Origin of the sequence: Pseudomonas viridiflava (assembly GCF_001642795.1) — a bacterium.
GTDB classification, from domain to species: Bacteria; Pseudomonadota; Gammaproteobacteria; order Pseudomonadales; family Pseudomonadaceae; genus Aquipseudomonas; species Aquipseudomonas viridiflava.
The window spans coordinates 17,858-40,579 of record NZ_LKEH01000034.1; the positions used below are offsets into that span (position 1 = coordinate 17,858).

A 22,722-nucleotide genomic window follows, 5' to 3' on the forward strand; every position below is an offset into this window, starting at 1 on the left:
AAACGGCATGTTTTACGTTTGCACTGCGGCGCCGCAGGCCGGAGAATCACGCCAACCGTTGATATTGCCGTGCTTGCGAGCCCTTCGAAGCATACGTGCTTTGCATATAAAAAGCCTAACCCGTCAGGAACACCACCATGATTGCGCTGCTGAAGCCCACGTCCGAACAGGTCGGTCACTACGACCGTTTCCTCAACGCCCTGAGCGAGGGCGGTTTTCGCGGGGAAATCGCCCGGGACATGGGTTCACGCACCGTGCTGGCCACCGACAACTCCATCTACCAGCGCCTGCCACAGGCTGCGGTGTTCCCGATGGACAGCCATGACGTGGCCATCGTCGCCCGGCTGGCTGCCCGCCCCGAATATAAAGAGGTCGTCCTGACCCCCCGGGGCGGCGGCACCGGCACCAATGGCCAGTCGCTGACCGATGGCGTGGTGGTCGATCTGTCGCGGCACATGAACAATATTCTCGAAATCAACGTCGAGGAGCGCTGGGTGCGCGTCCAGACTGGCGTGGTCAAGGACCAGCTCAACGCCGCGCTCAAGCCCCACGGGCTGTTTTTCGCGCCTGAGCTGTCGACGTCCAACCGTGCCACGGTGGGCGGGATGATTAACACCGACGCCAGCGGGCAGGGCAGTTGCACCTACGGCAAGACCCGTGACCACGTGCTGGAACTGTCCACCGTGTTGCTGGGCGGTTCATACGTGAACACCCAGGCCATGGATGCCGAGCAACTGATGCGCGAACAGGCGCGTGTTGATCGTGCAGGCGACGTCTATCGCTGCGCGCAGCAGATTGCCGACACTCAGGCGCAACTGATCAAGGACGTTTTCCCGCCCCTCAATCGCTGCCTGACCGGGTATGACCTGGCGCACCTGCGTGAGGAAGACGGGCGCTTCAACCTCAACAGCGTGCTGTGCGGTTCCGAAGGTTCACTGGGCTTTATCGTCGAAGCCAGGCTGAACGTGCTGCCGATCCCCAAGCATTCGATTCTGGTCAATGTGCGTTACGCAGGCTTCATGGACGCGTTGCGCGACGCCAAGGCGTTGATGGCGCACAAGCCGCTGTCCATCGAAACGGTGGATTCCAAGGTCTTGATGCTGGCAATGCAGGACATCGTCTGGCACGGCGTTGCCGAGTATTTTCCTCAGGATCCGGCCACGCCGACGCTGGGTATCAACCTGATCGAGTTCAGTGGCGACGAATTGAACGAAGTCGAGCAGCGGGTGCATGCGTTTGTCGCGCACCTGCAGACGGATACCTCGGTCGTGCGCCTCGGCCACACCCTGGCGACCGGCAGTGCGGCGGTCAATCGCGTCTACACCATGCGTAAACGTTCTGTCGGTTTACTGGGCAACGTCAAAGGCGAGGCGCGGCCGCAGCCGTTCGTGGAGGATACGGCCGTGCCGCCGGAAAACCTGGCCGATTACATTCAGGAATTCCGTGCGCTGCTGGACAGCTACGGTCTGCAGTACGGCATGTTCGGCCATGTGGACGCGGGCGTGCTGCACGTTCGGCCGATTCTGGACATGAAAGACCCGGCGCAGGCCGCCTTGATTCGTCCGATTTCCGATGCCGTCGCTGCGCTGACCAAGCGTTACGGCGGTCTGCTCTGGGGCGAGCACGGCAAGGGCCTGCGCTCACAGTACGTGCCCGAGTATTTCGGTGAACTGTATCCTGCGCTTCAGGCGTTGAAGGCTGCCTGCGACCCGTTCAACCAGCTCAACCCCGGCAAGATCGCCACGCCTGCTTCGGTGCCTGAGGCGCGTCTGACCCTGGTGGACGAGGTGAAACTGCGGGGTGATCTGGACCGGACCATCGACGAGCGTGTCTGGCAGAGCTATGACACGGCGTTGCATTGCAACGGTAATGGCGCCTGTTACAACTACGATCCCGACGATGCGATGTGCCCGTCCTGGAAAGCCACACGCGACCGCGTTCATTCACCGAAGGGTCGGGCGTCGCTGGTCCGGGAATGGTTGCGTCTGCAGGGCGAGCAGGATGTGAACGTGCTGACTGCAAGCGCCAGGGCGCGTACGGCCAATGTGGTGAAGAGCCTGGCCGAGCGCACCGTCAACAGCGTGGCCCGAGTGGCGGGGCAGAAAGACTTCTCCCACGAAGTCTACGACGCCATGTCGGGTTGCCTGGCGTGCAAGTCCTGCGCTGGTCAGTGCCCTGTCAAGGTCAATGTCCCGGAGTTTCGATCGCGTTTTCTGGAGCTGTACCACAGCCGCTATCTGCGTCCGCTCAAGGATTACCTGATCGGTTCGCTGGAGTTCAGCATTCCGCATCTGGCGCGTTTTCCCAGGCTGTACAACGGCGTGATGGGGGCAAAGCCGGTCCGTTATCTGCTTGAGCATGTGGCGGGCATGGTCGACAGCCCGTTGCTGAGCCTGATGGACTTTCGTGCGGCCTGCGCGCGCTGGAACGTCGGCATTGCAACGCCTGCGCGTCTCGCGGCGCTGACTGAGCAGGAGCGCCAGCGTACGGTGGTGCTGGTGCAGGACGCGTTTACCCGTTACTTCGAAACCCCGCTGGCGGCCGACTGGCTGGAGCTGATCTCGCGTATGGGTTACCAGGTTTACCTTGCGCCATTCGCCCCCAACGGCAAGCCCTTGCAGGTTCAGGGCTTCATGGCAGCGTTCGAAAAGGCAGCGAGTTTCAATAGTCAGTCACTGCGCAAGCTTCAGGATTCCGGCATTCCGCTGATTGGCCTTGATCCGGCAATGACGCTGGTTTATCGCCAGGAATACAGCAAGACCCTGGGCAGCGAAAACGTGCCGACCGTGATGCTGCCGCAGGAATGGCTGGCTTCGGCGCTGGTCGAGCAGGGTTCGGAAGCCGAAAGCGAAACGTATTACTTCCTGCCGCACTGCACCGAAAAAACCAACGAACCGGCCAGCGTCGGCCTCTGGCAGCAAGCCTTCGCCCGTAACGGCCTGACTCTGCAGGTATTGCCAAGCGGCTGCTGCGGCATGTCCGGCACCTACGGCCATGAAACCCGCAACGTGAAGACCAGTAAAACCATCTACAGCCAGTCCTGGCAGCCGCTGGTAGCGCGTCATGGTGGGGGTGACCGATTGGTTGCCGATGGTTACTCGTGCAGAAGTCAGGTCAAGCGTCAGGATGGCAAGGTCATCAGGCATCCGTTGCAAGTGCTGCTGGAGCGGATGCGGGCGGGGTAACGCTGATCGCAGGCATGGGCATGATCGGCGTGCTTGAGATCAGCTGATCGTTCCCACGCTCCAGCGTGGTAATGCCTCTCAGGACGCTCCGCGTCCGCTCTTGAATGTGGCGCACATGCGTGGCCAAGCACCAGCGTTATCCACGTCATGCGCTCGGCTCACTGAATCCGCAGTCTGTGCCATTTGTGACGCGGAGCGTCACGGGAGGCATGCCCACGCAGAGCGATGGGCACGATCAGTTTGGCGAAAGCCCTGCTCCACACTCAAACCAAGTACTTCCTGAACCACCCCAGCGTCCGTTCCCAGGCCAGTTTGGCGGCGGCTTCGTCGTAGCGCGGGGTCGAGTCGTTGTGGAAACCGTGGTTGGCGCCCGTATAGATGTAGGTTTCGTAAGTCGTGCCGGCAGCTTTCAGGGCCTTTTCATAAGCAGGCCAGCCTTCGTTGATGCGGGTGTCCAGCTCGCCGTAATGGATCATGATCGGCGCCTTGATCTTCACCACATCCTCCGAATTCGGCTGGCGTCCGTAAAACGAGACCGCCGCGCCCAACTCCGGATAGGCCACCGCCGCTGCGTTGGTGACGCCACCGCCATAACAGAATCCGGTGATACCGACCTTGCCCGTGGTTGCGTCGTGCTTCATCAGCCACTCGATGGCGGCGAAGAAGTCGTTCATCAGTTTTTCAGGGTCGACCTTCTGCTGAAGCTCGCGGCCCTTGTCGTCATTGCCCGGATAACCGCCCACCGATGACAGTCCGTCCGGTGCCAGGGCGATGAAGCCTGCCTTGGCCACGCGCCGGGCAACGTCTTCGATATACGGGTTCAACCCGCGGTTTTCATGCGCCACGACAATGGCGGCAACCTTGCCGGTCGCCTTGGCGGGACGCACCAGATAGCCGCGCACCTGACCATGGCCTTTGGGCGAGGGGTAATTCACGTATTCGGCGATGATGTCCGGGTCGGTGAATTCCACCTGCTCGGCCAACGCATAGTTGGGGCTCAGGGAAGCGAGCAGGGCGCTTGCGGTAAGGCCGCCCAGGGTGAACACTGCCGCGCGGTCGAGAAATTCGCGTCGGTTGATCTTGCCATGGGCGTAATAGTCGTAAAGTTCGAGCAGTTCAGGTGCAAAGTCTTTCGCTGTGAGACGTTCCATCCGTACCCTTCCTTATCAGTCATTCGAGGCCAGCCATGCGCTGGGGAAGCAGCGTTCCATTAAAGCAGTGTTTGACCTGCATGAGGCATTTCACCTTCACAAGCCGCATGCCAGAGCACCCGAGCGAATTGTTCTGTGGCCCTACGGGCACTTTCAAGGGCCAATGCCTTCAAACAAGAGCCTCACAGCCCGGTTGCAACGACAATTATTGTTGCTGGGACGCATCAAGCGCAGCCTGTTCATGCCGACAATACGACATGAATCACGCCTTGATACCCCACGGTCGTATTCAACCTGTACTTTCGAGATAACGTGATGATCCTCTCCCCCGATGACCGTTCCCAGCTCTTCAAGGAGACTGCTGTCCAGTTCTGGAAACACATCATTCCCATCGTGTACGTCGCGCTCCTGATCCATTTTGTTCTGTTCGGGCTGTTCATCGCACTGGACGTGCCCGTTCTCTGGGGCGCCAACTTCCTGAGCACGCTGATCTACATCAATTGCCTGTACCTGATACGCGGTCGCCGCTACCGGCAGGCGGGTCAGTTGATGAGCCTTGAAATCATCGGCCACGCGATTCTGGCCACCTGGGTGCTAGGCTGGGACAGCAATTTCAGTTTCTACCTGTTCTGCGTCGTGCCGATCATCGCCTTCACCTTTCAACTGGCCACGTTCCGACGGTTGGTCTACAGCCTGTCGATCCTGATGGCGGCCGTCGGCTGTTTCGCGTTTCGCCGTCACATGGGGCTCTCGTCCGGGCTGAGCAGGGAGGTGCTGGATATGTTTGGCATCGCCAACGTGCTGATCGCCACATCGCTGTCGATCTACGCCACGGCATTGTCGGTACGCTTTACCTCTTCGATGCAATTGAGCCTGTTTCATATCGCCAATCGGGACAGCCTCACCAACCTTTACACCCGGCGCCGAATCCTGCATCGCGTGCGACAGATGGAGTCGCAGCGCCAGGGGCTTTCCGCATCACTGATATTACTCGACATTGATCATTTCAAGCAGATCAACGACCTTCACGGCCACGAATCCGGCGACCTCATTCTGCAGCGGGTCGCAGGCATCATCAGCACCTGCGTGCGTCAGAACGACATGGCCGCGCGTTGGGGTGGCGAAGAGTTTCTGGTGCTGATGCCGGACACTTCGCTGGCCGATACGCGCAAGGTGGCCGAACGTATCTGGGCGCGAATCCGTGAGGAAGCAGGGCACATCGACACCCGCAAGCTGGACGTGACGGCGACGCTGGCGACGGCGGTCATTCATCCGGGCGAGGCCTTTCAGGTTGCGCTCAATCGTGCGGATGCGTTGCTGTATCAGGGAAAGGAACAAGGCCGAAATCGAGTGATGACGGCCGAACAGGCAGCCTGTGTTACAACGCTTTCAGAAAAACCAGCCTGAGGTAGGCGCTGATGGCTTGCGCATCGCCGTAGGCCCGGTCGAGGTGTTTCTCCGCCATCGACAGATGGGCATGAAGCTGTTCAGCCACTTTCTGCTGGCCATAAAGGGAAACGAACGTGGACTTGCCCTTGTCCTTGCCTTGATCCTTGGCGTTGTCGAACGCATCGTCCTGCAGATCGTCGTAGAGCTGAAAAGCCTGCCCCAGCTCCGTGGCAAATCCCTGCAGCTCGAGCCGTACGCGCTCGTCGTCACTGCCGATCAGCCAGGCCATGTCCATGATGGCGCCAAAAAGAACGCCGGTCTTGAGCCGATTGGTCAGGGCGATCTCTTCGGCACAGCGACTGTGCTGACCTTCGCGCAAGTCCTGATACTGTCCGCGGACCAGCCCTTGCATGCCCACTGTGTCGGCGAGGATTTCAACAATCCGGGTACGGTTCGCAGGCGGCACGTCATTGATCGCCGCGACCACGCCGAATGCCCGGCTCAGCAAAGCGATCGCCGCGAGAATCGCCACATCCTGACCGAATTTCAGGTGCACGGTGGGACGTCCTCGTCTTAGCTGCGCGTTATCCATGCACGGCATGTCGTCCAGCACCAGAGAGGCTGCGTGGATCATCTCCACGGCACAACCCAGATCCAGCGACGCGCCTTCAGACTGGCGGTCGGAATGACCCAGCCCCTCGGCAGCCAGCATCAACAGCATGGGGCGCACGCGTTTGCCGGGAGCCAGCGTGCCTTCGCGCATGGCCAGCGCAACCAGGTCGCGCTCGTTACCTTCCTGCGGCAGCAATTCATCCAGACGCTTCTCGATGCGCTCACGCATGTCTGCCAGCTGCTTGATCAGTCCGCTATGGAGGGAGGCATCCATTTCCATTTTTGTCATTGCTTCTACTCTGGCTATATAGGCTCGACAGTCCAACTGTCTCGTCTCAGGCTCATTTCCTGGCTTTCAATCAAACGGAACGACCTCCGCTCCTGAGTGCCTCAAGAATCTAGAGACCACACGCTCGGAAAAATGATCCAGCTAAATCGGAGCTGTCATGGACAACATCGACCTCAGTCGGCGCAAGGATGATCACCTCGATATCGTCCTCAAACAAAGCTTCACAGGCTCTGGCACGTGCCTTGAAGCGGTTCGCTTCGAACATTGCGCGTTGCCGGAACTGAACCTTGGCGACATTGATTTAAGCAGCAGTCTGCTGGGTATTCCCCTGCGCGCACCGCTGTTGATCAGCTCGATGACCGGCGGTGCCGAGCGCTCGACAGCGATCAACCGGCATCTGGCCCAGGCCGCGCAACGGCTGGGGATTGCCATGGGCGTCGGGTCGCAGCGAGTCGGATTGCGCAGCCCCAACGATCAGGGCCTGACCCGCGAACTCAGACGTCTGGCCCCGGATATCCCGTTACTGAGCAACATCGGCGCGGCGCAGTTGCTGGAAGCGGACGGCCTTGATCTGGCACGCCGGGCAGTGGATGCGTTGCAGGCCGATGCGTTGATCATCCACCTCAACCCCTTGCAGGAAGCCGTTCAGGCGGAGGGCGACAAGAACTGGCGCGGCGTACTGGAGGCGATTGCGCGCACGGTCGAAAGTGTGGGCGTGCCGGTCATCGTCAAGGAAGTCGGTGCCGGATTGTCGGCCCCGGTCGCCCGAGCGCTGGTTGCCCACGGCGTACAGGTGCTGGATGTGGCGGGCAGGGGCGGCACGAGCTGGGCAGCGATCGAGGGCGAGCGCGCCACCCGGTCGGCGGATCGAGAGGTAGCGATGGCCTTTGCAGACTGGGGCATACCGACGGCCACGAGTCTGATCAATCTCCGGCAGGCACTGCCGCACACGACGCTGATTGCCTCCGGAGGCATTCGTAACGGCATAGATGCTGCCCGGGCAATCCGTCTCGGAGCGGATCTGGTCGGACAGGCTGCCGGTGTGCTTACCGAGGCGCTGGAATCGGATTCCGCCGTGATTGAACATTTTGAAACAATAATTCGCCAGTTGCGCATCGCCTGCTTCTGTACCGGCTCCAGAGATCTGGCTGCACTGCGTGAGGCGCGACTGCTCGATCCACTCCCGTCGAGCGAGCGTGCTTCATGAGTCATTTCGGCGTCGTGGCACCCGCGTTCTACAGCCACTTTCAGGCGCTCCAGGCCCTGGCGCTGGAATTGATTGAGCGCGGTCACCGGGTCACGTTCTTTCATCAGGCCGATGCCCATCGCTGGCTGACGGATCCACGCATTGGCTTTTACACCCTGGGTGCCATCAGCCACCCGCCTGGCAGTCTGGCCGGGTCGTTGCGCCGGGCTGCGGCTCCGCACGGCCCGCTGGGCTTGCGCCGCGTGATTCGCGACCTGAGTAGTACGACAGCCATGTTCTGTACCGAACTGCCTGCCGCACTTGCGCACGAAGCCATCGACGCACTGCTGTGCGACCAGATGGAGGCGGGCGGCGGTCTGGTGGCGGAGGCGCTGGGTCTGCCATTCGTTTCAGTGGCCTGCGCACTGCCGATCAACCGCGAGCCCCAGTTGCCGCTGCCGGTGATGCCGTTTGCCTACGGCACCGATGCGCGCAGCAGACGCCTGTACGAGGCAAGCACTCGGGTTTACGACTGGATGATGTGCCCGCTGCGCAAGGTCTTGCACGACGCGTCCCATCGATTGGGCGTGACCCCGCGCAATGGCATGCACGAGTACCTGTCGCCGTTTGCGCAGATCAGCCAGACGCTGGACGGTTTCGATTTCCCCCGTGAGAACCGGCCTGCGCATTTTCATACAGTCGGCCCGCTGCGATCCGCGCCCCATCAGGTACAGGGCGAGTGGTCCATCGATCCGAACCGGCCGTTCATTTTCGTCAGTCTGGGCACCTTGCAGGGTGGTCGGCTGGGTATGTTCAAACAGATGGTGATTGCCTGTCAGCGTCTGAACGCCCAACTGCTGATCGCTCATTGTGGCGGCCTTGATGCCGCTCAGGAACAGACGCTCAGACAGATGGGCGATGTTCGGGTGACGGCATTCGCGCCTCAGCAGTGGGTGCTGGAGCAGGCCGATGTGGTGATTACCCATGGCGGCCTGAACACGGTGATGGATGCGATCGCCGCCGGCACGCCAATGCTGGTCATGCCGATTGCCTTCGATCAGCCCGGTGTGGCGGCCAGGGTCTGTTATCACAGGCTGGGCAAGCAGCTGCATCGTCGCGCCCGAGCGGCGAAGATCCAGGCCCAGTTGCAAAACCTGCTTGTGCACGCCGACAAACCGCTGCGTCAGTTGGCAACTGAACTGGATTCGGCAGGCGGAACCTTCAAGGCCGCCAACATCGTCGAGGATGTGCTTCGCACGCGCCAACCGGTGTTCGCAGGAGGCGTTCATGCGTTATGACCTGATCCTGGCGGGCGGCGGGCTGGCCAACGGGCTGATCGCCTGGCGACTCAAGCAGCGTCGGCCCGAGCTGAATATCCTGTGTATCGAGGAGCAGCCGCAGTTGGGCGGCAACCACACCTGGTCCTTTCATGACGGCGACCTGAGCCCGGACCAGCATCAATGGATCCGCCCGTTGGTGGTCAAGACCTGGCCTGCTTACGACGTCTACTTTCCACAGCGCGCGCGGCGAATGGAGAGTGGCTACGCGAGTATCACTTCCGAGCGCTTCGCTCAGGTCATTGGCCCTGCGCTGGGCGATAGCCTGATGACTGGAACGCGTATCACTGAAGTCAGCCCGAACTCGGTACTGCTCGACAATGGCGAGCGCTTGCAGGCCCGCGCCGTGATCGATGGGCGTGGCGTGCAGCCCAGTGCGCATCTGGTGCTGGGACAGCAGGCGTTTCTGGGTCAGTTGCTGCAATTGAAGCATCCCCACGGGCTGGACATGCCGATCATCATGGATGCCCGCGTGCCGCAGGAAAGCGGGTATCGCTTCGTTTACGTGCTGCCGTTCACCCGCGATACGCTGCTGATCGAGGACACCCATTACGTGGATCGGCAATCGTCGTCACCGGATGAGTTGCGTCGGCACATTGCCGACTATGCGCGTCAGCACGGCTGGACGATTCAGACCTGCCTTCGCGAGGAGCAGGGCGTGCTGCCCATTACGCTGGCCGGCGATTTCAATGCGTTCTGGAACGAACATCCGGGCCAGCCGCGTTCAGGTCTGCGCGCAGGACTGTTCCACTGCACCACCGGCTACTCGCTGCCACTGGCCGTGAGGCTGGCCGACTGGATCACTCATCAGAAAAACTTCGAAGCCGAGTCGCTGGCGCAGGGCATTCGCGCCTTTGCGCAGGCCCAATGGCAGCGTCAGCGCTTCTATCGGCTGCTCAACCGGATGCTGTTTCTGGCTGGCCGACCTCAGGATCGCTGGCAAGTGATGCAACGCTTTTACGGGTTGCCCGACAACCTGATTCGCCGCTTTTACGCCGGTGACACGCTCGCCCGCGACAAGGTCCGGGTGCTGGTCGGCAAGCCTCCCGTGCCGGTCGCTGAAGCCATGCGTGCCGCCGTACGTTATCTGCCCAGACATTACGAGAATTCTCTATGACCCCAGCAAAAAACGCCGTGGTGATTGGCGCCGGTTTTGGCGGCCTGGCACTGGCGATCCGGCTTCAGGCCGCAGGCCTGCAGACAACCCTGCTCGAAAAGCGCGACAAGCCGGGCGGAAGGGCCTACGTCTATAAAGATGAGGGTTTCACTTTCGATGCAGGGCCTACGGTGATCACCGACCCCTCGGCCATCGAAGAGTTGTTCACGGCGGCCGGTAAATCGATCAAGGATTACGTCGACCTGTTGCCGGTCTCGCCGTTCTACCGTCTGTGCTGGGAAGACGGCACGCAGTTCGACTACGCCAATGATCAGGCTTCTCTGGATCGCCAGATCGGCGCGCTCAACCCCAGGGACGTCGCGGGCTATCAGCGGTTTCTGGCGTATTCGAAAGCGGTGTTCAACGAGGGTTATCTGAAGCTGGGCGCTGTGCCGTTTCTGTCGTTTCGCGACATGATTCAGGCCGGTCCGCAACTGGCGCGTCTTCAGGCCTGGCGCAGCGTCTACTCCAAAGTGTCCGAATTCATCGAAGACGAGAAACTGCGCCAGGCGTTCTCGTTCCACTCGTTGCTGGTGGGCGGTAATCCGTTTGCAACGTCGTCCATTTACACCCTGATTCACGCGCTGGAGCGCCAATGGGGCGTCTGGTTTCCGAAGGGCGGGACCGGCGCACTGGTGCAGGGAATGGTCAAACTGTTCGAGGACATCGGCGGACGCATCGAACTCAATGCCGAAGTCGCCAGCATCGAAGTCAGCGGCGCACGCGCCACGGGTGTGCGGTTGCATGACGGCCGGGTGTTGAACGCCGACTGCGTGGCCTCGAATGCCGACGTGGTGCACACCTACGCCGATCTGCTTGCTCAGCACCCGCGAGGCGTGAAGGAGGGCGCGCGGCTCAAGCGAAAACGGTTCAGCAACTCGTTGTTCGTCATTCATTTCGGCCTCAGGCGACCACAGCCGCAATTGCAGCACCACACCGTATGCTTCGGGCCGCGTTACCGCGAACTGATCCAGGAAATCTTCAAAGGCGACGCACTGGCCGAGGATTTCTCGCTCTACCTGCACGCACCCTGCATCACCGACCCGAGCCTCGCACCACCGGGTTGTTCCAGCCATTATGTGCTGTCACCGGTTCCGCACTTGGGCAATGCGCCGATTGATTGGGAAATCGAAGGGCCGCGTTACCGGGACCGGATCTTTGAATACCTTGAGAGGTACTACATGCCCGGCCTGCGCGAAGACCTGGTGACCTGCCGGATCTTCACGCCCAACGATTTCCGCGATGAGCTGAATGCGCACCTGGGCTCGGCCTTTTCGCTGGAGCCGGTCCTGCAGCAAAGTGCCTGGTTTCGGCCTCACAACCGCGACGCGAATCTGGCCAATGTGTATCTGGTCGGCGCCGGGACGCATCCGGGCGCAGGTGTTCCCGGTGTGATCGGCTCGGCCAAGGCCACCGCAGGCTTGATGCTGGAGGGCGTCCACGCATGACTGCACCGGATACACAGGATCAGCAACTGGTAGACCATGCGTTACAGAGCATTGCCGTCGGTTCGAAGAGCTTCGCGGCCGCCTCGAAACTGTTCGATCCGCTGACACGCCGCAGCGCCGTGATGCTGTACGCCTGGTGCCGTCACTGTGACGATGTCATCGATGGGCAGGAAGCGGGGCATGACGCAACGGTCGTCTCGCCCGTTGAAGTACGCCAGCGTCTGGCCGGGCTCATCGCCCGGACGCATGACGTCTACGCAGGCATCCCCCCGCAGACCCCGGCCTTCGCCGCGTTCAAGGACGTGGTCTACCGCCACGGCATACGTCAGGACTACGCGCTGGATCACCTCGCAGGGTTTGCGATGGATGTTAATCAACGGGACTACCGCAGCATCGAAGACACGCTGGAATACTGCTACCACGTGGCCGGGGTCGTCGGGTTGATGATGGCGCAGGTCATGAACGTCAGTGACGAAGCGACCCTGGATCGGGCCTGCGATCTGGGCATGGCGTTCCAGTTGACCAACATTGCCCGCGATATCGTCGAAGATGCTGCCGTCGGACGCTGCTATCTGCCCGCCGACTGGCTGACCGAACTGGACATACCGCGTGACCGGCTGGCCGAGCCGGAATATCGCCAGCGCATTGCCGTGCTAGCCCGGCGGCTGTTAGACATGGCTGAGCCATTCTATGACAGCGCGCATGCCGGACTGGCCGCGTTGCCGTGGCGCTCGGCCTGGGCAGTGGCCACCGCCAGAGGTGTCTACCGCGAGATAGGCGTGAAGGTGCGGGAGGCCGGAGCGCAGGCGTGGGACTCACGCCAATCGACCTCAAAACTCGACAAGCTCAGACTGGTCGCCGCCGGCGCATGGCAGGCCACTATTTCGCGCGGGAAGCGCTATCCCCGACGTCCGACCGACCTGTGGAAACGTCCTCGTCGTGCCTATTGAGCGGCCCGCCATGCAGTTCACGCAGTTGCGCCTTCAGCTTCGCCACAGAAGGCGCGTAAAGAAAGCCGAATGACACGCAGCGTTCCTTGCCGGACACCGCATGATGCATCAGGTGCGCCTGATAAAGCCGTTTGGCATAGCCTGCGCGTGGCACAAGGCTGAACGGCCAGCGCCGGTGAACCAGTCCGTCATGCGCTACGAAATACAACAGGCCATAGGCCGTCATTCCTGCACCGATCCACTCCAGCGGATGATAACCCCCGGTGCCCAGCGCAATCAGCACGATGGCGACGCCGGAAAACACCACTGCATACAGATCATTCTTTTCGAACCAGCCGGTCCGCGGCTCATGGTGCGAGCGATGCCAGCCCCATCCCCAGCCATGCATGACGTACTTGTGCGCCAGGAACGCAAAGCCTTCCATGCCGATCAGCGTGGCCAGAAACACCAGCGAGTTGAAAATCATCCGTTTTGTCCTCCAGGGTTGCCCGGGTTGAGACTGTGGCAGAGTGGCGGCGTTCGGTCGGGCTCTCGGGCGGCAGTGCTGGCTCTGCAAATCGTACTCCGTACAGGCGCGTCCGCTCCACACTGCGTGTAGACTTTCGCCACTCGAACGGCAAAGCCGCGCAACGCGCGCTCCGGCCATCATCGGTATCGATCAAGGGTTCTTATGGATTTGCGTCAACTTGAAGCCTTTGCGGCAGTGATGTCAGCAGGCAGTGTCACCGCCGCTGGCAAGATGCTCGGCCGCTCGCAGCCGTCGGTCACCCGGGTGATTCAGGAACTTGAGCAGGAGCTGGGTTTTGCGCTGTTCGAGCGCAGCGGGCCGAAGGTCACGCCGACGCACAAGGCCTTCATGATGTATGGCGAGGTAGAAAGTGCGCTGCTGGGCATTCGCAACATTCGCCAGCGCGCACAGCATATCGCCGAGGAAGAGAATCATCAGATCAAGCTGGTGGCGATTTCGGCCCTGGCCGCCGGGCTGCTGCCCGCTGCGCTGGCACGCCTGCCCGAGCACTTGAAGCCACGGCAGATCCAGCTGCAGAGCATGTCGCCGGAAAATGTGGTGCAGGCGGTGCTGTCCAAGACCACGGACCTGGGGGCGGTGAGCCTGCCGCTGGAGCATCGCGGGCTGGAGATTCACTGGATAGGCGAAGCACCTTGCGTCGCCGTATTGCCGGCCGATTCAGAGCTGGCCGCTTATGACGTGCTGCCATTGGACGTGCTGGCGGGTCAGACGCTGATCACCATGGCCAATCCCTATCGGTTTCGTCGGCGCATCGACAAAGCGTTTCAGGCAGCGGGCGGCGAGTTGCCGCACATGCTCGACACCAACACGTCATTGATCGCCATGCAGATGGCCAGGGCCGGGCTCGGAGTCGCACTGGTCGATCCGTTCACGGCCATGGGAGTGCCAATTCAGGGTGTGGTGGTGCGGCCGATTGCCTGCAATATCCCGTTTTTCTTCGGCCTGATTTCGGCGTTCGCCAGCCCGCACTCCGATGTGGCCCTGGCGCTGATCGATGAAATTGCTACCACCGCGAAGACGCTGTTGCCGGACATGGTCATGCATGAAGCCAGTGCTCACGACGCCCTGTTGCAGAGCATTTACGCCGAATAAGACCGTCCGGATGTTGGTAGAGATCGTTACGACCTGACATTCAGGAATATCAATATGCAATTTTGCGCGTTGCTGGAATAAAAAAAGCTTTTTAGTATTCGGTTTTCGCATTCAAAGCCTTATTGAATTCATTTATTTCGTTATTGGAATGGATTTTGAAAGGTTGAATGAAAGCTCGGGTTGTCTGCCCGATCATTTACCGAGTACCGATCAATGCCTCATGTAGATGCCCCTGCAGGTCTTGCAGCACTGGAAGCACGCTTGCGTCAGGACCTGGCCTGGCTGGACCTGCCGGCCAACCCGTGGGTCAAACCACGCCAGAGCGAGGGCAGGGCCGTGCTGGACGTTGCGATCATCGGCGGTGGCATGGCGGGGCTTGCGCTGGCTGCCGAGCTGCGCCATCTGGGGGTGGCCGCCGTGATCTTCGATCAGTCGCCCGCAGGCTATGAAGGCCCTTGGGCGACCACGGCGCGCATGCAAACCCTGCGCTCGCCCAAACAGCTCACGGGTCCGGCGCTCGGGCTTCCTGCGCTCACGTTCCGTGCCTGGTACGAAGCGCAGTTCGGCACCGAAGGCTGGGCGACGCTGGACAAGATTCCGCGCCTGCAATGGGCCGACTACCTGCGCTGGTACCGCAAGGTGTTGAGTCTGGATGTGCGTAATGAACACCGTGTCAGCCGGGTCGCACCCAGGGCGGACGGGTTGGTCGCGCTGGATATCGAAACACCGTCGCAGACTCTTTTCTTCGAGGCACGCCATGTGGTGCTGGCGACCGGCCGTGACGGACTGGGCGGTCCCTGGGTGCCTGAGTTCGCGAAATCGCTGCCTCGTCATCTTTGGGCTCACTCCGCTGACGGCTTGCAGGACGACTGGTTCGAGGGCAAGCGTGTCGCTGTGATCGGTGGTGGCGCTTCGGCCATGGACAGCGCCGCGACTGCGCTGGAAGCGGGCGCGACAGGCGTCGATCTGCTGATTCGCCGTGCAGTGCTGCCGCGCGTCAACAAGGGCAAGGGCGCAGGTAATCCGGGAATGGTCCACGGTTACTGGCGCCTGCCGGATGAGTGGAAGTGGCGCCTGCGTCATTACCTCAACACTCAACAGGTTCCGCCGCCACGCGGCAGTACGCTGCGGGTCTCCGGCTCGGGCAAGGCACGGTTTCTACTTGGGTGTCCGCTGGTGGGTGTCGAACAGCATCCTGCGGGTGGCGTATGGCTGGACACGCCGTCGGCACGGATCGAGGCGGACTTTGTGGTGTTTGCGACAGGTTTTCGGACCGACTTTGCGCAGCGGCCTGAGTTCGCACCGTTCTCGGCGCACATTCGCGTCTGGCAGGACCGCTTCAAGGCGGCTGCCGATGAACAGGATGCGGAACTGGCTCAGTTGCCGGATCTGGGCAACTGTTTCGAATTTCAGGAGAAAACGCCAGGTGCCTGCCCCGGAATCGAGCACATTCACTGTTTCAGCTACCCGGCAGCGTTGAGCTACGGCGCGGTGTCCGGTGACATCCCGGCGATCAGCGAAGGCTCCAAGCGACTGGCGCACGCATTGGTCGGGCAATTGTTCAATGAAGACGTGACGTTGCACTTTCAGGCCATGCGCGACTACGCCGATCCGGAATTGCTGGGTGACGAGTGGGTCGCCAGCCAGCCGAATGCCGACGAGTTACGCTCATGATCGGCTGGGCATTGCGTCGGCTGACACAGTCGCTGCTGGTGATTCTGCTGATGACCCTGGTGGTGTTCATCGGCCTGAACGCCATTGGCAATCCGATGGACATTCTGGTGGGCGAAGACCTCAATCAGGCCGAGCGCCTGCAGGCGATTGCGCATCTGGGGCTGGACAAGCCGCTGTGGCAGCAATACCTGATCTTTCTCAAGGGCGCAGTGCACGGCAATCTCGGCCAGAGCTTCGTCTATCACGAAGACGCGATGCGCCTGATTCTGCAACGCCTGCCAGCAACCTTTGAGCTGGCTTTCAGCGCGCTGTTTCTGGCCGTGGTGATCGGCGTGCCGCTGGGCATGTTTGCCGGGACCTGGCCGGATCATCCGGTTTCGAAGCTGCTGATGGCGGGCAGCATTGTCGGCTTCTCGCTGCCAGCGTTCTGGGTGGCATTGATGATGATCATGTTGTTCTCGATCACGCTGGGCTGGCTGCCCGCCAGTGGGCGCGGCGAGACTCGCGAATGGCTGGGCGTGCAGTGGTCATGGCTGACGCTGGACGGCTTGCAGCACCTGCTGCTGCCTGCGCTGAATCTGGCGCTGTTCAAGATTTCGCTGGTGTTGCGCCTGACCCGCGCCGGTGTGCGTGAGGTGCTGCCCCAGGAATTCGTCAAATTTGCCCGGGCCAAGGGCCTGTCGCCGTTGCGGGTGATGTGCATGCACGTCATGCGCAACACCATGATCCCTGTGGTGACGGTACTGGCCATGGAGCTGGGTTCGACCATTGCCTACGCGGTGGTCACTGAAAGCATCTTTGCCTGGCCCGGCGCCGGCAAGCTGATTCTGGACAGCATCAACATGCTGGATCGCCCGGTGGTGGTCGCTTACCTGATGGTCGTCGTGGTGATTTTCGTGGTGCTCAACCTGATCGTCGACGGCTTGTATTACCTGCTCGATCCCCGCGTACGCGTCGAGGCTTCCCGATGAATGCCATCTCCAAAACAGCCACCGCCAGCGTCGGTCTGCAAGTGCAGTCGCCGTGGCGGCGCGTGGCGGTCGAGTTCACCCGCTCGCCGTCTGCCATGTTGGGTCTGGTGGTTCTGATGATCATCATTCTGGTCGCCGCGCTGGCGCCCTGGATCTTGGTGCAGAACCCTTACGACCTGATGCAGTTGAACGTCATGGATGCCCGCATGGCGCCCGGCAGTCCGAACATGGACACCGGTTACACCTATTGGCTGGGCACTGACGGGCAAGGGCGGGATCTGGTTTCAGCGATCATTTACGGCCTGCGCATCAGTCTGTGGGTCGGGATCGGTTCGGCACTGATCGCCGCTGTGATCGGCACGTTGCTGGGGCTGGTCTCTGCGTATGCCGGCGGCTGGGTCGATGCGCTGTTGATGCGTCTGGTGGACTTGCTGCTGTCGTTTCCGGTGATTCTCATGGCGTTGATGATCCTCGCCTGGCTGGGCAAAGGCGTCGGTAACGTGATGCTTACCCTGGTATTGCTGGAATGGGCGTATTACGCCCGCACTGCAAGGGGCCAGGCCCTTACTGAAAGCCGTCGTGAATACGTCGACGCGGCGCGCGGGCAGGGCATTGGTCCATGGCGCATTGTCATTGGCCACATCCTGCCCAACTGTTTGCCGCCACTGATCGTGATTGGCGCACTGCAGATTGCCCGCGCCATCACGCTGGAAGCGACCCTGTCGTTTCTCGGCCTGGGTGTGCCGGTCACCGAACCTTCGCTGGGGCTGCTGATCGCCAATGGCTTCCAGTACATGCTCAGCAATGAATACTGGATCAGTCTGTTTCCGGGGCTGGCGCTGTTGATCACCATCGTCGCGATCAATCTGGTGGGCGACCGTCTGCGTGATGTGCTGAACCCGAGGTTGCAGCGATGAACCCGCTTGAAACAACACCGATGGCTGAACAGCCGACCCTTGATGTGCGCGGGCTGTGCACCTCGTTCTACACCCGTGCAGGCGTGCTACCGGCCGTGCGTGATGTGTCGTTGAGCGTGCAACCGGGCCGGATTCTCGGGCTGGTCGGTGAATCGGGATCGGGCAAATCGGTGACGGGGTTTTCCATTCTGGGGCTGGTCGACGAGCCGGGCCGTATCAGCGCAGGTCAGGTGCTGTTCAAGGGGCGTGACCTGACGAAACTCACGGCCTCGCAACTGCGCGACGTGCAGGGCAATCGGGTCGCGATGATCTTTCAGGACCCGATGATGACCCTCAATCCTGTCCTGCGGATCGACACGCAGATGGTCGAGGCCGTCCGCGCGCATCGTCCGTTCAGCAAACGCGAAGCACGTGAGCACGCCAGCCGCACGTTGGCGCTGATGGGCATTGCCAGCCCTGAAGAGCGCCTGCGCGCCTACCCGCATCAACTGTCCGGCGGCATGCGTCAGCGTGTGGCGATTGCCATCGCGCTGTTGCACGCCCCGGACCTGATCATTGCCGATGAACCGACCACCGCGCTGGACGTGACCATTCAGGCGCAGATTCTCAGCGAAGTGCAGAAGCTGGTCCGGGAGCAGGGTACGTCGCTGATCTGGATCACCCACGACCTGTCCGTGGTGGCCGGGCTGGCCGACGACGTGGCGGTCATGTATGCCGGGCGCATCGTCGAACAGGGCTCGGTCGCCGATGTGCTGGACCGCCCGCAACATCCTTATACCCAAGGGCTGATCGACAGCCTGCCCAGTCGTAACCGGCGAGGTCAGCGCCTGCGGCAGATTCCCGGCATGGCGCCGGATCTGCTGTCGATGCCGGAAGGCTGCGCGTTTGCCGCCCGTTGTCCAAGAGCCTCGTCGGTCTGTGCGCAGGAACCTGCGCCACGCGAAATCGCGCCCGGCCAGACGGTGCGTTGTTTTCATCCGGGAGCCGCCGATGTCCAGTGAACAGATTCCCCTGATCGAACTGCATCAGGTCAGCAAGACATTCGGCAAGCCGGTGGCTGAACGCTCCGTTCAAGGCGTTCTGCAGCGCCTGCACCTGACGCGACCCAGACCTGTCACCCATGCGGTAGATGGCGTGGACCTGTGCATCGCACGGGGCGAGGTGGTGGGACTGGTCGGGGAGTCCGGCTGCGGCAAGTCGACACTCGGGCGCATGGTCGCCGGACTGCTGCCGGTGTCTTCGGGCTCGGTGTCGGTGGACGGCAAGCCCGTCGACAACCTGACGGCCAGCGAGCGCAAGGCGTTGCGCCTCAAGGTACAGATGATCTTTCAGGACCCGTCGTCGAGCCTCAATCCGCGTCTGCGGGTCGACCGTATTGTCGGCGAAGGTGCGCTGCTGCATGGCCTGACCGACAGCAAAGGCATGGACGACTACGTCAGTGCGCAACTGCAGCGCGCCGGGCTCAGTCCGCAGTTGCGCCAGCGTTACCCGCACCAGTTCAGCGGTGGTCAGCGCCAGCGCATCGGTATTGCCAGAGCGCTGGCCGTGCAGCCCGAGCTGTTGGTGTGCGATGAGTCGGTCGCCGCGCTGGACGTGTCGATCCAGGCGCAGATTCTCAACCTGTTCATGGACCTGCGCGATGAGCTGGGCCTGACGTATCTGTTCATCAGCCATGACCTTGGGGTGGTCGAGCACCTGTGTGACCGGGTCGTCGTGATGTACCTGGGCCGGGTAGTCGAAACGGCATCGGTCGACGATCTGTTCGCCCGTGCCAATCATCCTTATACCCAGGCGTTATTGGCGCAGATCCCGCGTTTCGATATCCGCAGTACCCGTTATGACGCGATCAAAGGGGAAATCCCCAGCCCGCTGAACCCGCCTGCCGGGTGTCATTTCCATCCTCGCTGCCCGCACGCCATGGCGCGCTGCCGCGAAGAAGTTCCAGCGCTGAGGGAGGTTTCGCCGAACCACCGGAGCGCGTGTCACCTCAACGACAACCTCTGAACGAGCGCGCAGATGCTCGTGCTCCCTCTTGCCATTGATTGCGTACCAGGAATTCTCATGAAACCACTTGTTCGTTCCCTGTTAGCTTCAGCGCTTGTTCTGGCCGCAGGCAGTGCGGCCGCACAGAGCCTGCGCATCGGCTATGCCGACCCGATTTCATCCCTTGATCCGCAACTGAACAACTACGCAGGAGACCGTTCCGTCGCCTTGCATGCGTTCGAGTCGCTGGTCAGCCGCCGCGACGACAAGACGCTGCCTGGCCTGGCGAAAAGCTGGAAAGTGGTCGATGACACCACGTGGGAGTTCGACCTGCGTGATGACGTCAAATGGCAGGACGGCCAGCCACTGACTGCGGATGATCTGATGTTCTCCTTCGAGCGCGCCCGCAACGTGCCGGGCAGCGTGGCGTCCTACGCCGGGGCCACGCGCACGGTTGCATCCGTGACCGCCAGGGACGACCACACGCTGATCATCAAGACCCGCCTGCCCAACGCCAACCTGCTGCCGGATGTTGATTCGATCTACATCGTCAGCCGTCACGCAGGCGCCAACGCCAGCAGTGCCGACTACAACTCCGGCAAGGCCATGGTCGGCACCGGACCTTATCGCTTCGTGTCCTTCGTGCCGGGCGACCGGACGGTTTTCGAGCGTAACGACGCGTACTGGGGCGCGAAGCCGACCTGGGACAAGGTCGATTACCGCTTCATCGCCAACGCGGCCAACCGGACCGCTGCATTGCTGGCAGGTGACGTTGACGTGATCGACAAGGTTTCTCCGACCGATGTGGCACGCTTGCGCCAGACACCGACGGTCAAGGTCTATGCCTATCAGGGCCTGCGGGCGTTGCTGATTCAGCCGAGTTTCCGCGCTGGCCCCAACGAGTTCATTCGCGACAATGCGGGCAAGCCGCTGCCCGAAAACCCGCTGCTCGACGTCAGGGTGCGCAAGGCACTGTCGCTGGCCATTAACCGTCAGGCCATCAATGAACGCATCATGCAAGGCACCGTGACCGAGGCCAATCAGTGGATGCCAGCCAATACCTTCGGTTACAACCCGGACGTGAAGAACATCCCGTATGACGCGAAGCAGGCCAAGGACCTGCTGGCACAGGCCGGTTTTCCCGAAGGCTTTCAGTTGACCGTGCATGTGCCTGGCGATCGCTACCCGCAGGCACCGGAAGTGATGCAGGCCGTCGCGCAGTTCTGGTCGCGCATTGGCGTCAAGGTCCAGCTTGAAGTGCTGCCATGGGCGGTTTATGCCGGCAAGGCCAACAAGAACGAACTGGCGATCAGCGTCATCACCTGGGGTAACGGAACGGGCGAGGCGGCGTACGCGCTGACCAATATCCTGACCACCGTCGACAGCGCCAAAGGGCAGGGCGCATCCAACTGGGGTCATTACAGCAACCCGCTGGTGGACAAGGCGCTCGCCGATTCGACCGCCGAATTCGATGAAGCCAAACGCCGCCAGATTCTTCAGGACTCGGTCAAGGTCGTCAGCGATGACGTGGGCATCATTCCATTGTTCCACTATCAGAACATTTGGGCAGCGCGCAAAGGCCTGAAAGTCGAGCCACTGGTCAGCGACCGCACAGCTGCGACCATGGTCACCGAACAACCCTGATCTCTCTGCCTTCGCATCAGCATTTGACGCGCGGTGCGAAGGCCACACTCACAGTGAGAATGCCCATGACGTTGACGACTGAAATTCACCCACAGCCGGATCTGCTCGACAGTCTGCTGAATATTGCGCCAGGCAGCCCTGTGCACCAGATCCGCCACGCGCGTGAAAAAGTGGCTTCGGCAACCCAAGGCAGTCAGAACCTGTTTTTCGATCCGGCGCTGGATAACGACCTGTCGCTGAGCGAGCGCCTGTGGGTGGCCTATTACGCCGCAAGGCTCGGCGAGCAGGCCACGCTGACCGCGCATTATCTGAAGCAATTGCAGGCTCTGGGAACAAAAGCATCGGTACTGGCCGACGTCGATGCGGGCGCCATTGATGTACTGGACGATGCACGGCTGGCGGCGATTCTGCGTTTCACCCGCACGTTGATCGAGTCGCCGGTGCATGGTGATCAGGCCGCGCTGCTGACATTGCAGCACGAAGGGTTGAGCACCGCCGAAATCGTGGTGCTCGCACAGCTGATTGCGTTCATGTCCTATCAAGTGCGTCTGGCCGCCGGGCTGGCTGCACTGCACTCTGCCGGAGCAGCTCAATGAGCGAGCTTATCGAAAGCAATGGCTTCACCAATCAGGTGCTTGGCTGGAAAGCCTGGCTGCCCACTGTCGATCTGAACAGCGCTACGCCTGAACAGCTCGCCGTGCTTGAAGAAAGCCATCCGCAGGCCAAAACCTCGGATTACTACCTGACCCTGGCGCATCACCCGGCGATTCTTCGTCAGCGTTCTCAGGCATTCAACGCCATCATGTACGCGCCGGGTGGTCTGTCCCGCGCCGAGCGGGAACTGGCCAGCACCGTGGTCTCTCGCATCAACCGCTGTGTGTACTGTGCCTCGGTGCATGCGCAGCGCTTCGAGCAACTGGCCAAGCGCAACGACGTCATCGCTCAGGTGTTCGCCGACCCGGCGACCGCAGGGACCAATGATCGGGAGCGCGCTATCGTCCGGTTCGCCATCGACCTGACGCTTGAACCCGCTTCGCTCAATGCCGGAAGTATCAGCGCGCTACGCGAGCAGGGGCTGGACGACGCACAGATACTGGACCTGATCCACGCGATCTCGATTTTCGCCTGGGCCAATCGGTTGATGCTGAATCTGGGGGAGCCGGTGTTTCCCGAGGTGTGCTCAGAAAGCTGAGCCTTCGGCAATCAGAC

General features: G+C 61.4%; 19 protein-coding genes. 16 read left to right on the forward strand and 3 right to left on the reverse strand.

All coding sequences use genetic code 11. The features are described from left to right. Nucleotides 1–137 precede the first annotated feature (137 nt). Nucleotides 138–3,185, forward strand: coding sequence for a D-2-hydroxyglutarate dehydrogenase YdiJ (gene ydiJ / locus AO065_RS19230; protein ID WP_004885537.1), 3,048 nt, complete (start codon nt 138–140; stop codon nt 3,183–3,185). A 263-nt stretch (nt 3,186–3,448) separates the two neighbouring features. Here the strand turns inward: ydiJ and yghX are convergent, their stop codons facing one another. Further along, nucleotides 3,449–4,336: a YghX family hydrolase gene (yghX, locus tag AO065_RS19235; RefSeq protein WP_004885531.1), complete on the reverse strand. Its 888-nt coding sequence runs from the start codon at nt 4,334–4,336 to the stop codon at nt 3,449–3,451. Between the two features lie 315 nt (nt 4,337–4,651). Here yghX and AO065_RS19240 point away from each other — a divergent pair, with 315 nt between their 5' ends. Further along, complete coding sequence (locus AO065_RS19240; protein WP_004885529.1) at nt 4,652–5,743, forward strand: GGDEF domain-containing protein; 1,092 nt, start codon at nt 4,652–4,654, stop codon at nt 5,741–5,743. On the opposite strand, the gene AO065_RS19245 is transcribed toward AO065_RS19240, so the two are convergent. Then, a complete protein-coding gene (locus AO065_RS19245) occupies nt 5,715–6,626 on the reverse strand; it encodes a polyprenyl synthetase family protein (protein ID WP_100225938.1) in 912 nt (303 codons plus the stop codon). The two genes, AO065_RS19240 and AO065_RS19245, sit on opposite strands and share 29 nt — an antisense overlap. Nucleotides 6,627–6,783: 157 nt before the next feature. On the opposite strand from AO065_RS19245, the gene fni reads away from it, so the two are divergent. Genes fni through AO065_RS19270 form a run of 5 tightly spaced genes read left to right on the forward strand, consistent with a single transcriptional unit; the run spans nt 6,784 to nt 12,703 of the window. Next, the gene (gene fni, locus AO065_RS19250; protein ID WP_004885527.1) at nt 6,784–7,833 is read left to right on the forward strand and encodes a type 2 isopentenyl-diphosphate Delta-isomerase; all 1,050 of its coding nucleotides are present in this window, start codon (nt 6,784–6,786) and stop codon (nt 7,831–7,833) included. Next, complete coding sequence (locus AO065_RS19255) at nt 7,830–9,110, forward strand: glycosyltransferase (RefSeq protein WP_054540850.1); 1,281 nt, start codon at nt 7,830–7,832, stop codon at nt 9,108–9,110. Before fni ends, AO065_RS19255 begins: the two co-directional genes overlap by 4 nt. Next, complete coding sequence (gene crtY, locus AO065_RS19260; RefSeq protein WP_004885523.1) at nt 9,100–10,266, forward strand: lycopene beta-cyclase CrtY; 1,167 nt, start codon at nt 9,100–9,102, stop codon at nt 10,264–10,266. Before AO065_RS19255 ends, crtY begins: the two co-directional genes overlap by 11 nt. Next, on the forward strand, nt 10,263–11,753 hold the full coding sequence (locus AO065_RS19265; protein ID WP_004885522.1) for a phytoene desaturase: 1,491 nt from the start codon (nt 10,263–10,265) through the stop codon (nt 11,751–11,753). Before crtY ends, AO065_RS19265 begins: the two co-directional genes overlap by 4 nt. Beyond that, on the forward strand, nt 11,750–12,703 hold the full coding sequence (locus tag AO065_RS19270) for a phytoene/squalene synthase family protein (protein WP_004885521.1): 954 nt from the start codon (nt 11,750–11,752) through the stop codon (nt 12,701–12,703). Before AO065_RS19265 ends, AO065_RS19270 begins: the two co-directional genes overlap by 4 nt. On the opposite strand, the gene AO065_RS19275 is transcribed toward AO065_RS19270, so the two are convergent. Then, nucleotides 12,633–13,169, reverse strand: a complete 537-nt coding sequence (locus AO065_RS19275) for a sterol desaturase family protein (protein ID WP_004885519.1) — start codon at nt 13,167–13,169, stop codon at nt 12,633–12,635. The genes AO065_RS19270 and AO065_RS19275 overlap by 71 nt on opposite strands. A 204-nt stretch (nt 13,170–13,373) precedes the next feature. Between AO065_RS19275 and AO065_RS19280 the strand changes: the two genes are divergently transcribed. From AO065_RS19280 to AO065_RS19320, 9 genes are all read left to right on the forward strand, one after another. Further along, nucleotides 13,374–14,324, forward strand: coding sequence for a LysR family transcriptional regulator (locus tag AO065_RS19280; protein ID WP_004885517.1), 951 nt, complete (start codon nt 13,374–13,376; stop codon nt 14,322–14,324). Nucleotides 14,325–14,537: 213 nt separating this feature from the next. Then, complete coding sequence (locus AO065_RS19285) at nt 14,538–15,998, forward strand: NAD(P)-binding domain-containing protein (RefSeq protein ID WP_004885514.1); 1,461 nt, start codon at nt 14,538–14,540, stop codon at nt 15,996–15,998. Beyond that, nucleotides 15,995–16,969 (forward strand): ABC transporter permease, encoded by a 975-nt coding sequence (locus tag AO065_RS19290; protein WP_004885513.1) that lies wholly within the window; start codon nt 15,995–15,997, stop codon nt 16,967–16,969. The genes AO065_RS19285 and AO065_RS19290 overlap by 4 nt, the downstream gene beginning before the upstream one ends. Then, complete coding sequence (locus tag AO065_RS19295) at nt 16,966–17,886, forward strand: ABC transporter permease (protein WP_004885511.1); 921 nt, start codon at nt 16,966–16,968, stop codon at nt 17,884–17,886. The genes AO065_RS19290 and AO065_RS19295 overlap by 4 nt, the downstream gene beginning before the upstream one ends. Further along, entirely contained in the window at nt 17,883–18,887 is a 1,005-nt protein-coding gene (locus AO065_RS19300; protein WP_004885509.1) for an ABC transporter ATP-binding protein, read from the forward strand. The genes AO065_RS19295 and AO065_RS19300 overlap by 4 nt, the downstream gene beginning before the upstream one ends. Next, nucleotides 18,877–19,890, forward strand: coding sequence for an ABC transporter ATP-binding protein (locus tag AO065_RS19305; protein ID WP_004885508.1), 1,014 nt, complete (start codon nt 18,877–18,879; stop codon nt 19,888–19,890). Before AO065_RS19300 ends, AO065_RS19305 begins: the two co-directional genes overlap by 11 nt. Before the next feature lie 57 nt (nt 19,891–19,947). Then, entirely contained in the window at nt 19,948–21,513 is a 1,566-nt protein-coding gene (locus AO065_RS19310) for an ABC transporter substrate-binding protein (RefSeq protein ID WP_004885505.1), read from the forward strand. 71 nt (nt 21,514–21,584) lie between these two features. Beyond that, a complete protein-coding gene (locus AO065_RS19315) occupies nt 21,585–22,109 on the forward strand; it encodes a CMD domain-containing protein (RefSeq protein WP_032651905.1) in 525 nt (174 codons plus the stop codon). Continuing rightward, nucleotides 22,106–22,705, forward strand: a complete 600-nt coding sequence (locus AO065_RS19320; RefSeq protein ID WP_004885502.1) for a peroxidase-related enzyme — start codon at nt 22,106–22,108, stop codon at nt 22,703–22,705. The genes AO065_RS19315 and AO065_RS19320 overlap by 4 nt, the downstream gene beginning before the upstream one ends. Nucleotides 22,706–22,722 lie beyond the last annotated feature (17 nt).

Coding starts and splice junctions, on each gene's coding strand:
- ydiJ (WP_004885537.1), top strand. CDS start 138: ATGATTGCGCTGCTGAAGCCCACGTCCGAACAGGTCGGTCACTACGAC.
- yghX (WP_004885531.1), bottom strand. CDS start 4,336: ATGGAACGTCTCACAGCGAAAGACTTTGCACCTGAACTGCTCGAACTT.
- AO065_RS19240 (WP_004885529.1), top strand. CDS start 4,652: ATGATCCTCTCCCCCGATGACCGTTCCCAGCTCTTCAAGGAGACTGCT.
- AO065_RS19245 (WP_100225938.1), bottom strand. CDS start 6,626: ATGACAAAAATGGAAATGGATGCCTCCCTCCATAGCGGACTGATCAAG.
- fni (WP_004885527.1), top strand. CDS start 6,784: ATGGACAACATCGACCTCAGTCGGCGCAAGGATGATCACCTCGATATC.
- AO065_RS19255 (WP_054540850.1), top strand. CDS start 7,830: ATGAGTCATTTCGGCGTCGTGGCACCCGCGTTCTACAGCCACTTTCAG.
- crtY (WP_004885523.1), top strand. CDS start 9,100: ATGCGTTATGACCTGATCCTGGCGGGCGGCGGGCTGGCCAACGGGCTG.
- AO065_RS19265 (WP_004885522.1), top strand. CDS start 10,263: ATGACCCCAGCAAAAAACGCCGTGGTGATTGGCGCCGGTTTTGGCGGC.
- AO065_RS19270 (WP_004885521.1), top strand. CDS start 11,750: ATGACTGCACCGGATACACAGGATCAGCAACTGGTAGACCATGCGTTA.
- AO065_RS19275 (WP_004885519.1), bottom strand. CDS start 13,169: ATGATTTTCAACTCGCTGGTGTTTCTGGCCACGCTGATCGGCATGGAA.
- AO065_RS19280 (WP_004885517.1), top strand. CDS start 13,374: ATGGATTTGCGTCAACTTGAAGCCTTTGCGGCAGTGATGTCAGCAGGC.
- AO065_RS19285 (WP_004885514.1), top strand. CDS start 14,538: ATGCCTCATGTAGATGCCCCTGCAGGTCTTGCAGCACTGGAAGCACGC.
- AO065_RS19290 (WP_004885513.1), top strand. CDS start 15,995: ATGATCGGCTGGGCATTGCGTCGGCTGACACAGTCGCTGCTGGTGATT.
- AO065_RS19295 (WP_004885511.1), top strand. CDS start 16,966: ATGAATGCCATCTCCAAAACAGCCACCGCCAGCGTCGGTCTGCAAGTG.
- AO065_RS19300 (WP_004885509.1), top strand. CDS start 17,883: ATGAACCCGCTTGAAACAACACCGATGGCTGAACAGCCGACCCTTGAT.
- AO065_RS19305 (WP_004885508.1), top strand. CDS start 18,877: ATGTCCAGTGAACAGATTCCCCTGATCGAACTGCATCAGGTCAGCAAG.
- AO065_RS19310 (WP_004885505.1), top strand. CDS start 19,948: ATGAAACCACTTGTTCGTTCCCTGTTAGCTTCAGCGCTTGTTCTGGCC.
- AO065_RS19320 (WP_004885502.1), top strand. CDS start 22,106: ATGAGCGAGCTTATCGAAAGCAATGGCTTCACCAATCAGGTGCTTGGC.